This window comes from Actinoplanes sp. NPDC051633 (assembly GCF_040681735.1).
Lineage (GTDB): Bacteria > Actinomycetota > Actinomycetes > Mycobacteriales > Micromonosporaceae > Actinoplanes.
Map to the genome: position 1 here is coordinate 1 of NZ_JBFAZH010000174.1, position 9,649 is coordinate 9,649.

Sequence of the window (9,649 nt, forward strand, 5' to 3'; positions counted from 1 at the left end):
CGCCCCCCGCCCCCCGCGGCCCCCCGACTGCCGTTTGCGGCCCCACCGCTCCGCACCTCGCAAACCGGACCGAAGGCCGCCGTTATCGGGCGAAATCACCGATTCGAGTGAGACGATCGGCTGGTGAGAGCACCGCTCCCCGAGGACGAGCCGACCCGGCTCGCGGCGCTGCACGACGCTCGAGTGCTCGACACCGCGCCGGAGGAGGACTTCGACGACATCGCGCTGCTCGCGTCGGAGATCTGCGGCACACCGGTGGGCCTGGTCAGCCTGGTCGACAGCGATCGGCAATGGTTCAAGGCCAAGGTCGGGCTGGAGATGGACGGGTGCCACCGCGACCTGGCGTTCTGCGCGCACACGATCACCGGCCACGAGCTGCTCGAGGTGCCGGACGCGGCGCAGGACCCGCGGTTCCTGAACAACCCGTTCGTGCTCCAGGACGACTCGATCCGGTTCTACGCCGGGGCGCCCGTCGTGCTGGACGGAACCCTCGCGGTCGGCACGGTCTGCGTGGTCGACCACGAGCCGCGGGAGCTGACGCCGGCCCAACGCAGGGCACTGCGCAGCCTGGCCCGGCACGCCGCGGTCCAGCTCGAGCTGCGCCGCTACGCCCGCAAGGCCGGCGAGATCGCCGACCGGCTGCGCCAGGTCGACCGCATGAAGGACTCGTTCCTGGCCACCGTCAGCCACGAGCTGCGTACGCCGCTGTCGTCGATCCGCGGCTATCTGGAGATGCTGCTCGACGACGACTTCGACGCCGAGACCTCGCGGCGCTTCCTGTCGGTGATGCAACGCAACTCCGACCGCCTCCTCCGGCTGATCGACGACCTGCTGCTGGTCGCCCGGCTCACCGAGGACGGCCTGCAGCTCGACCTCGCCGAGGTGGACCTGGCCGAGCTGGCCCACCAGGTGACCTCGGCCTGCCGGCCGCTCGCCGAGCACAAGGAGGTCAAGCTGCGCGACCGCACCGAGAGTCCGGTGCCCGCGCGCGGCGACGCCAAGCGTCTCGGCCAGGCGCTGAACCACCTGGTGGTGAACGCGATCAAGTTCACCGGGGCGAGCGGCGAGATCGCCGTCGACGCGAACGCCGAGAACGAACCGGAACTCGTCATCACGGACACCGGGGTCGGGATCGCCGCGGACGACCTGCCGCACGTCTTCGACCGGTTCTTCCGCAGCGCCTCGGCCGATCAGATGGCCGCGCCCGGCCCGGGCCTGGGGCTGGCCATCGTGCGCTCGATCATCGACGCGCACCACGGCACCATCCGGGTGCACAGCGAGCCGGGCATCGGCACGACGGTCCGGGTCACCCTCCCGAAGGTCTAGCTCGGTCGTCAGTGGCCGCTGATCGCGTGCGGCCGATACGGGGCCTCCAGGCGGGCGCGCTCCTGCTCGGTGAGCGTCAGCTCGACCGCCGCCACGGCGTCCTCGACATGGCCCAGCTTCGTGGCGCCGAAGATCGGCGCGGTGACGGCCGGCTGGTGCAGCAGCCAGGCGAGCGCCACCTGAGCCGGGGGCACCTCCCGCTCCTTCGCGATCTGCTCGACGACGTCGACGATCGCGAAGTCGTCGTCGCCGTAGAGGCCGTCGCCGAACGTGTCGTTCTGCGCCCGCTTGGTGTGCTTGCCGCCGCCGCGTGACCGGGTGCCGGTCAGGAAGCCGCGAGCCAGCGGGCTCCACGGGATCAGCCCGACGCCGAGATCGAGGCAGAGCGGGTTCATCTCCCGCTCCTCCTCGCGATAGACCAGGTTGTAGTGGTTCTGCATGGACACGTACGGGGTCCAGCCGTGCTGCCGGGCGGTGAACTGCGCCTTCGCGAACTGCCACGCGTACATGCTGGAGGCGCCCAGATAGCGGGCCTTGCCCGCCCGGACCACGTCGTGCAGTGCCTCGAGCGTCTCCTCGACCGGCGTCTCCGGGTCCCATCGATGCACCTGATAGAGGTCGACGTGGTCGACGCCGAGCCGGCGCAGCGATGCGTCGATCGAGGCCAGGATGTGCTTGCGGGACAGACCGCGGTCGTTCGGGCCGTCGCCCATCGCCCCGTGCACCTTGGTGGCGAGCACGTAGTCGTCGCGGCTCGTGAAGAGCTCGGCCAGTAGATGGCCGGTGATCTCCTCGCTGGCGCCCTGGGAGTAGACGTCGGCCGTGTCGAAGAAGGTGATCCCCGCCTCGACGGCCCGCCGGACGATCGGGTGCGCCGCGTCCTGCGTGAGCGCCCACGGCCGCAGGGCCGGATCGCCGTAGCTCATCATGCCGAGCGCGACACGGGAGACCTTCAGACCGGTGGAACCCAGACGCACATAGTCCATGCCGCCGACGTTAGTCCGGGCTCCGGCCCGCACCCACCCCTCTTACAGCCGCTCGATGTGCAGGCCGTCGTAGAGCTCGCGGAACACCACTCCGGTGCGCCGGTTACCCGCGTCGATCATCATGCCCCCGCCCATGTAAACACCGACGTGACCGGGGCCGACCACGAGATCTCCGGGGCGTGCCTCGGCGCGGGAAATGCTGCGCGCGCGGGCCGCTTGGGCACCCGAGGAATGCGGCAGTCGAATGCCGGCGCGGGCATACGCCTTCTTCGTGAAACCGGAGCAGTCGAAGTAGCGCGGACCTTCCCCGCCGGAGCCGTATCGCTTCCCGATCTGCGAGCGCGCGAAGGCGATGACCGCGGCCATCCCGGGGCGGGCCGACCCGATGCGCGACATCCGCCGCTCGGCCTTCCGGCGCGGCTTCACCCGCGCGGTGCTACGCCGCTCGAGGACTGTCTTCCGAGCCTGCTCCGGTTTGCGTACGACCCTCTTGAGCTGCACTGACGCGGCTCGCGCCACGGCCTTGCGGCGCGGCGGGCGAGCCGGCGTGACGCGCCGGGCGACACCCCGGGACGCACGTTCCGGACGCTTGTTGATCGTGATGACCGGGTCGAAGGCGGCCGACTCCACCGTCGCCGGCGGTTGTGGGCCGGCGTCAGCGGGACGGTCGGAGATCTCGGCAGTGGGCGCGATAACGGCGAGCACAATGGCGCCGGCGGTCAATGCGCGCCGCGTGGACGGACGGGACAGGACAACCTCCGTGCTCGGTCCGGGGCACTCATGCGAATCCCTTTGAAGCGTTTACCGCCGCCCATGTGGGAAACGGTAGTGGGAACCCGGGCATGCTGGGTGATTTCCGTCGACCATACGAGCACATAATTGCATTGCGGATGGGGAGGATCGCGATTTTCGGTCCGGCGATTCGCACAAAAGATTGGTTTGCGAACGCGAGACGTTTATCCCCCGCGGAAGCCGGGAAGCGACGCATTTCCGCAGGTCAGAGACGGTTTTCTACCATCCGGCGGTGCCCGGGGCGCCCTTGAACGGCCCGGTGATGCCGGCGGTGATCCAGCCGCCGTAGAAGTCGCCCTCCTGGGGCCGGACCCGCTCGTCGCCGACCGTGCACTCGTCCACCCGGCCCGGGTAGAAGGCGACCGCACCGGTCAGCACCTCATAGCCCGGGCTGGGCCGCTCGTAGGACCAGGCCGCCCGGGAGACCCGGTCGTCGCCGACCACCAGATCCCAGTAGCCGGCGACGCCCTTGAACTCGCAGAAAGACCGGTCCGGTACGGCCATCAGGGCGTCCGGGCGGATCTCGGCGCGCGCCACGTAGTAGACCGGCGGGTGCGACGTCTCGAGCACCCGCCAGGCCCGGTCGGTGTCCGCCACCACGACCCCGGCGTGCACCACGCGGACGCGCTCGGTGGCCGGCTCGACGCGCGGCGGCCGCGGATAATCCCAGACCGACTCCATCAACCGAGCCTAGCTCCGCAGAAACTCCCCGATCGAGCGTCGCAGCCCGGCCTCGTCCAGCCCGTGCGTCCGCGCGTGGTCGGCCGGGCTGCCGTAGTGGCGCACCTCTGTGCGGCTCACGCCCAGGTGCAGCGAGCGGTGCGGCAGATCGCGCAGCGCCTCGGCCACCAGCCGGCTCGACGTGCCGGCCAGATACGGCTCGACCAGCACCACGTCGCGGCTGACCAGCCTGCGCAGGGCGGCCGTGTCCAGTGGGCGGGGCGTGTTCGTGTACGCCACCGTCACGTCCATGTCGGCCACCGCCGCCAGCACCGGGTCGAGCATCGGACCCACCGCCACCACGACCGGCGCGCCCGCCCAGCCCTCGCGGATCACACTGAAACCCGTGGGATGAGCACGCTTGTTCTCACTCGTGGACAGCCGGACGTACACCCGATCGTCGTTCCTCGCGGCGGCGCGCAGCAGCGGCGGCACCTCGTCGGGGTGCCCCGGCACGTGCACCGTCCATCCATCCAACGTGTCCAGCAGGGCGACATCGCCCGGTGACATGTGGGTGTATCCCGCCGAGGACCCGTCGTAGGAGGCGCCGACGCTGACCACCACGGCACCTACGTCCTGATGGCCGAGGTCGAGCTTGAGCTGCTCGTACGCCCGGTCGACGACGAACGGCGCGTAGGAGTGCAGGAACGGCCGCATCCCGGTCAGCGCCAGCCCGCCGGCCACCCCGGCCATCAACTGCTCCCGGATGCCCACGTTCACCACCCGGTCCGGGTGCCTCAGCATCGCCGGGGCGAACGCATCCGCCGAGATGTCCGCGAGCACCACCGCGGTACGCGGATCCTCCTCGAGCAGGGCGGATGTGGTTGCGACAAACGTGTCCCGCATCTCAGTACTCCTTCTTCTCGACGCGCGCGATGACCACCCGCGGACGATCGAAGTCGCGATTGGACAAGGCGCACTCGATCGCATCCTGATCTCGTCCATCCACGATGGACGCCGACCATCCGATAAATCGTGCGGCGATCCCGCCGGGCCAGCCGTGCGTCGCCGACTGGTTGTCGACGACGATGGCGGTCAGGGGCAGGCGGGTGGCCGCGGCGTACGCGATCGCCTCATGGTTGGAGCCCTCATCCAGCTCGGCGTCGCCGAGCAGCACGAACACCCGGGAGTCGAGGAAACCCTGGGCCCGCAGGCCGAGCGCGGTGCCCACGGCGAGCCCCAGGCCGTGGCCCAGCGAGCCGGTGCCGATCTCGACGCCGGGGATCATCGTGCGGTCCGGGTGGCCGCCCAGGTGGCTTCCCAGCTCCGACATGCCGTCCAGCCAGTCGTCCGGGATGAAGCCCTTCGCGGCCAGCACCGCGTAGTAGGACGCCGGCCCGTGCCCCTTGGAGAGCAGGAAGCGGTCACGGTCCGGGGCGTCGACGGTCTCCGGGGTGATCCGCAGGATGCGGTCGTAGAGCACCCAGAGCACATCCAGCGTCGAGCTCGCGCTCGGCGCGTGCTTGAGGTCGGCGGTCAGCCGCTCGAGGTTCGTCGTCGTGGTCGTCATGAGGCTAGAGTGCAAGTTAAAGTGAACTTCAAGGCAAGGCGACAGAGTTGTGGAGTTGCTTACCATCGGGGACTTCGCCGCGCGCAGCGGCGTCGCGCCGTCAGCGTTGCGGTACTACGAGAAGGAAGGGCTGATCAGGTCCACCCGGACCGGCGGGAATCAGCGCCGGTACATGCGCAGCGAGCTGCGACGGGTGGCCTTCATCAAGATCGCCCAGCAGGTCGGGGTGTCGCTCGAGGAGATCCGGGAGGCCCTGGCGGCGTTGCCGGAGAGCCGCACGCCCACCAAGGCGGACTGGTCCCGGCTGTCCGCCCGCTGGCGCCGGCGGCTCGAGGAGCGGATCACGCTGATGGAGCGGCTGCGCGACCAGCTCACCGGGTGCATCGGCTGCGGCTGCCTGTCCATGAAGAGATGCCAGCTGATCAACCCGCAGGATCGGCTGGCCGTCGACGGCCCGGGTCCGCGAACCCTCCTAGGCGAGTAGGAGGATCTTGCCGAGGTGGTCGCCGGCCTCCATGCGGCGGTGCGCGGCCATCGCCTCCGACATCGGCATCGTGGTGTCGATGACCGGTTTGATGGTGCCGGCGTCGACGAGCGGCCACACCTGGTCGCGTACCCCTCGCACGATCCTGGTTTTCTCGGCGACCGGCCGGGCGCGCAACGTCGTCGCGGAGATCGACCCCCGCTTGGCCAGCAACGCGCCCAGGTCGATCTCCGCCTTGCGGCCGCCCTGCAAGCCGATGATCGCCAGGCGGCCGTTGGTGGCGAGCACGTCGATGTTCTGGCCGAGGTATTTCGCGCCGATGATGTCGAGGACCACGTCGGCGCCGCGTCCGCCGGTGAAGTCCTTGGTCTCCGCGACCCAGTCCGCGGTCGTGTAGTCGATGATCTTGTCGGCGCCGAGCTTGGTCAGCGCCTCGTGCTTGGCCGCCCGGGCGGTGGCGACGACGGTCACGCCGAGCGCCTTCGCGAGCTGAACGGCGAAGGTCCCGATCCCGCTGCCGCCGCCGTGCACCAGCAGGGTCTGACCGCGGCGCAGCCGGGCGAGGTCGACGACGTTCGACCAGACGGTGCACGCGACCTCGGGGAGCGCGGCCGCCTCCTGCACGGACAGACCTTGCGGCACGGGCAGCAGCTGCCCGGCGGGCACGGCGACCTTCTCGGCGTAGCCGCCGCCCGCGAGCAGGGCGGAAACCCGCTCCCCCACGTGGTGGTCGCGCACGCCGGGGCCGATTGCGCTGATCACGCCGGAGCATTCCAGGCCGGGGTACGGCGAGGCGCCGGCCGGCGGCGGGTAGTGGCCCTGGCGCTGCGCGGTGTCGGCGCGGTTGACCCCGGCGGCGGTGACGTCGACGACGACCTCGCCCTCGGCGGGCTCCGGATCCGGCACTTCGGTCCAGCTCAGCGAGTCGGGCGACTCGATCACAATGGCGCGCATGATCTCAGTCTGCCCGCAGCGAGGACGGAACGCGCGGTTCTGGCAGACTGGACGAGCAACATCAGGAGGGCTCGCCTAGTGGCCGATGGCGCCGGTCTTGAAAACCGGTGAGGCGTTCCGCGTCTCCGTGGGTTCGAATCCCACGCCCTCCGCCATTTCGATCTACAGGTCGGCTAGTGCGGCGCGCAGGAAGTCGTCTCGGCGGGCGGCCTCGGCCGGGCTGTTGCACTCCGTCGGGGTGTTCAGTGCCGCCGTCGCGTCCCAGTACGCCACGTCCCGGGCCGTTGTGCCGGCCGCTCGCTCCCAGCCCTGCAGCACGTGCCTCGGGCCTTCCGCACCGTAGAAGATGGCAGCCTGCTTGCGGAGCTCGCCCAGGTCCACGCCCGGGTGGCCGACGCCGGCCGTCTTCCAGTCGATCAGGGCGCAGACCCTGTCGCCCGCCACCAGGATGTTGCCCGGCCACACGTCGCCGTGGACGAAGACCGCCCGGCCCTCCGGCGTCGGCGTCGCTCGAATCAACTCGTCGGCGGAACGGAGCAGGTCCGTCGTCGGCATTCTGCCGAGCCGCCGCTCGCCGGCGAAATCGTCGACCGCGATCGGCCGCGGACGGTACGGGAGGACCGCGCTCGGCTCGAAGGTGATCTCGTGCACCCGGGCGATCGCCGCTCCGGCCGCCCTCAGCAGATCGGCAGGGCACTCCGCCGGCCACGCCGTGGTCCCCTCGATGATCGTCTCCACGCTGGTCGGCTCGCCCGCCTGGCGACCGTCCAGGTCGGCCGCCAGCAGACGCGGAGCCGTCAGGCCGTGGTGCTCGGCGACGGTGAGCGCGGCCGCGTTCGTGACGATCATCTCTCGAGTGATCCGGCTCGTCGGCGACCGGACGACCACGGCGAGGTCGAGCCCGCCGGCCAGCCTCAGCTCGACTCTCCACGGGCTCTCGCCGCCGTGCAGCGAACGGGTCGCCGCGACAATGGCGCCACGGCCAAGCTGGTTCGCGACCCAAGTGAACATCGAGCGCTACTCCTCCGGCGGGCGCCGGGTGATCGTCGCCAGGTGGACGGCCAGCATGTCGATGCGCCGGGGCACGGGATGGTCCGACCTGGCCGGCTCCTCGCGCGACGCCTCCTGCAGGAAACTCTCGAGGCCGCGCTGGACGCCCGCGGAGACTCCGGCCCGGATGATCACGAAGAGCACGGACAGCACCAGCACGGTCGAAACCACGTACAGGAACACGGCCACGCCTGCGTCCACTTCCCTGCCCCCAGTTCTAGCGATCTCCAGCGTGACGATATTGCATGGGGTCGAAGGGGAGGGGGACCCCATGACCGAGCAGACCTGGGAAGACATCCACCTCACGTTGACCACACCGCTTCAGGAGACCCTCGAAGCGATCGCCGACGGAAACACCACCGCACAGATCGCGCGGCAGGCACACCTCTCGGCCGCGACGGTCAGCACCCGGCTCAAGGTGCTCTATGAGCAGTTGGGAGCGGCCGACCGCGCCAACGCCGTCGCCATCGGCTTCCGGATCGGTGTGCTGACCGGAAAGATGCCGCCACTGCCGTGCGTGCTGGCCGAGGGGGTGCCGCTCGCCCGGCTGGTCGCCGCTCGCTGCGCGGCCGGGATCAGCCAGCGGGAGATGGCGGCCAGGCTTGGGGTACGCCCGGTCTGGCTCTGCCGCCGCGAGACCGGGCAGGCGTTGTTCCCGCTGCAGATCGCGCGCCGCTACGCCCGCATCGCCGGGATGGACCCGGCCCGCAACCGCTGGGCCGCTTGATCAGCCGGCGCCGAACTGTGTGGCGATGAACTCGCCGACCAGCTCCGGCGTCTGAAGGAGATTGACCGCGTAGTGGGCGGAGTTGATGGTCATGAGACCTCCCGACATCGCCTCGACCGCCATCACCATGCGGGTGAAGTCTTCTGTCGTCATCTGCTTCCAGTCGGGACGTGACTGCCTGATCTGCAGAATCGAGACGAACTCGCCGGAGGCCTCCGCATGCTGGAGCTGCCAGATCCGGTCGAGCAGATCGCGGTACTCGAAGCGCCGCAGCGGATCCACGAAGCTCGTCACCCTCGCGAGCTTCTCCGCCGGCGGCTCGATCTCCTTCAGCATCGCGGCGAGGCTTGGCAGGGGATAGTGGTTGGCCTGCAGCGCCTCCAGCAGCTTCACCAGGGTTTCGACATCGACAATCGAGACGGGTGTGGCCTGTTCACGGCACTCCTTCAAGACCATCGGATCGGTAGTGCTACCGCGGAAGCCGGCGAACTCGCGAGCCACGACGATTGCGAACGACGCGCCCGCATCGCGTGCGTGAGCGCTCGCACCGCTGATCTCGGCCGCGTCATTGACGATGGCGTGTTTGGAACCCTTGCCCTCGACGGTGAAGGTGTACTCCTGGGCACCGACCGGCGCCACCACGAGGATGTCCTTCTTGCCGGACCGGCCGTCGCGCTCGGCCCGGAAGCCCATCGATTGGAAGATACGCGCTATCGCCTTCTCGAAGCGGGCCGCTCCCGCGTGGCTCGAGTCGCGCAGCTCAGCGACGAGTTCCTGTGGCGCCGACTCGAATCGCACCGCCGCGGTCCGTAGCTGGGTGTCGCGCCAGCGGACCACTTCCTCGATCAGCGTCTCCTCGAGCCCGATGTCGACCAGATGCCCCTCGAGCAGCACGTCCGACATCGCGACGAGCTCGACCAGACGCAGTGCGTCCTGTGCCTTCTTTCCGCCGCCGAGCTTCGTTCTGACCGCCTGGAACAGCGGGTGACCGGTGTTGACGACGATCTTGTTCTCGGTCGGTCGAAATACGGTAAGTGCCTCGCCGGCCGAAACGTCGTCTCGTTCCACGGAGGCCGTGGTGGCATCCAGCGTCGCGCCGT

The 9,649-nt window shown here is 69.8% G+C and carries 12 protein-coding genes and 1 tRNA gene; 4 read left to right on the plus strand and 9 right to left on the minus strand.

Annotation, left to right across the window (positions count from 1 at the left end; genetic code table 11):
* Positions 1-123: 123 nt before the first annotated feature.
* Entirely contained in the window at positions 124-1,326 is a 1,203-nt protein-coding gene (locus AB0M20_RS12895) for an ATP-binding protein (RefSeq protein WP_364297542.1), read from the plus strand.
* 8 nt (positions 1,327-1,334) lie between these two features.
* Here AB0M20_RS12895 and AB0M20_RS12900 read toward each other — a convergent pair whose 3' ends face one another.
* The 5 genes from AB0M20_RS12900 to AB0M20_RS12920 form a co-directional block, all read right to left on the minus strand.
* Positions 1,335-2,312 (minus strand): aldo/keto reductase, encoded by a 978-nt coding sequence (locus AB0M20_RS12900; RefSeq protein ID WP_364297544.1) that lies wholly within the window; start codon positions 2,310-2,312, stop codon positions 1,335-1,337.
* 42 nt (positions 2,313-2,354) lie between these two features.
* On the minus strand, positions 2,355-3,035 hold the full coding sequence (locus AB0M20_RS12905; RefSeq protein WP_364297546.1) for an NlpC/P60 family protein: 681 nt from the start codon (positions 3,033-3,035) through the stop codon (positions 2,355-2,357).
* A gap of 288 nt (positions 3,036-3,323) precedes the next feature.
* The gene (locus tag AB0M20_RS12910; protein WP_364297548.1) at positions 3,324-3,785 is read right to left on the minus strand and encodes a DUF427 domain-containing protein; all 462 of its coding nucleotides are present in this window, start codon (positions 3,783-3,785) and stop codon (positions 3,324-3,326) included.
* 9 nt (positions 3,786-3,794) lie between these two features.
* Positions 3,795-4,670 (minus strand): transketolase, encoded by an 876-nt coding sequence (locus AB0M20_RS12915; RefSeq protein WP_364297549.1) that lies wholly within the window; start codon positions 4,668-4,670, stop codon positions 3,795-3,797.
* Between the two features lies 1 nt (position 4,671).
* A complete protein-coding gene (locus AB0M20_RS12920) occupies positions 4,672-5,334 on the minus strand; it encodes a thiamine pyrophosphate-dependent enzyme (protein WP_364297551.1) in 663 nt (220 codons plus the stop codon).
* A gap of 49 nt (positions 5,335-5,383) precedes the next feature.
* On the opposite strand from AB0M20_RS12920, the gene soxR reads away from it, so the two are divergent.
* Positions 5,384-5,818 (plus strand): redox-sensitive transcriptional activator SoxR, encoded by a 435-nt coding sequence (gene soxR / locus AB0M20_RS12925; RefSeq protein ID WP_364297553.1) that lies wholly within the window; start codon positions 5,384-5,386, stop codon positions 5,816-5,818.
* On the opposite strand, the gene AB0M20_RS12930 is transcribed toward soxR, so the two are convergent.
* The gene (locus AB0M20_RS12930) at positions 5,807-6,772 is read right to left on the minus strand and encodes an NAD(P)H-quinone oxidoreductase (protein ID WP_364297555.1); all 966 of its coding nucleotides are present in this window, start codon (positions 6,770-6,772) and stop codon (positions 5,807-5,809) included. The two genes, soxR and AB0M20_RS12930, sit on opposite strands and share 12 nt — an antisense overlap.
* A 64-nt stretch (positions 6,773-6,836) precedes the next feature.
* Here AB0M20_RS12930 and AB0M20_RS12935 point away from each other — a divergent pair.
* Positions 6,837-6,927 (plus strand) — tRNA-Ser (locus AB0M20_RS12935).
* Between the two features lie 7 nt (positions 6,928-6,934).
* Here the strand turns inward: AB0M20_RS12935 and AB0M20_RS12940 are convergent.
* Together AB0M20_RS12940 and AB0M20_RS12945 are read right to left on the minus strand one after the other, a co-directional pair.
* On the minus strand, positions 6,935-7,783 hold the full coding sequence (locus AB0M20_RS12940; protein ID WP_364297557.1) for an aminoglycoside phosphotransferase family protein: 849 nt from the start codon (positions 7,781-7,783) through the stop codon (positions 6,935-6,937).
* A 6-nt stretch (positions 7,784-7,789) separates the two neighbouring features.
* On the minus strand, positions 7,790-8,011 hold the full coding sequence (locus AB0M20_RS12945) for a hypothetical protein (protein ID WP_364297559.1): 222 nt from the start codon (positions 8,009-8,011) through the stop codon (positions 7,790-7,792).
* Positions 8,012-8,093: 82 nt separating this feature from the next.
* Here AB0M20_RS12945 and AB0M20_RS12950 point away from each other — a divergent pair, with 82 nt between their 5' ends.
* Entirely contained in the window at positions 8,094-8,549 is a 456-nt protein-coding gene (locus AB0M20_RS12950; RefSeq protein ID WP_364297561.1) for a LuxR C-terminal-related transcriptional regulator, read from the plus strand.
* Here the strand turns inward: AB0M20_RS12950 and AB0M20_RS12955 are convergent.
* The coding region (locus AB0M20_RS12955) for a hypothetical protein (protein WP_364297563.1) at positions 8,550-9,649 on the minus strand (1,100 nt) is incomplete at its 5' end. It lies immediately after the preceding gene.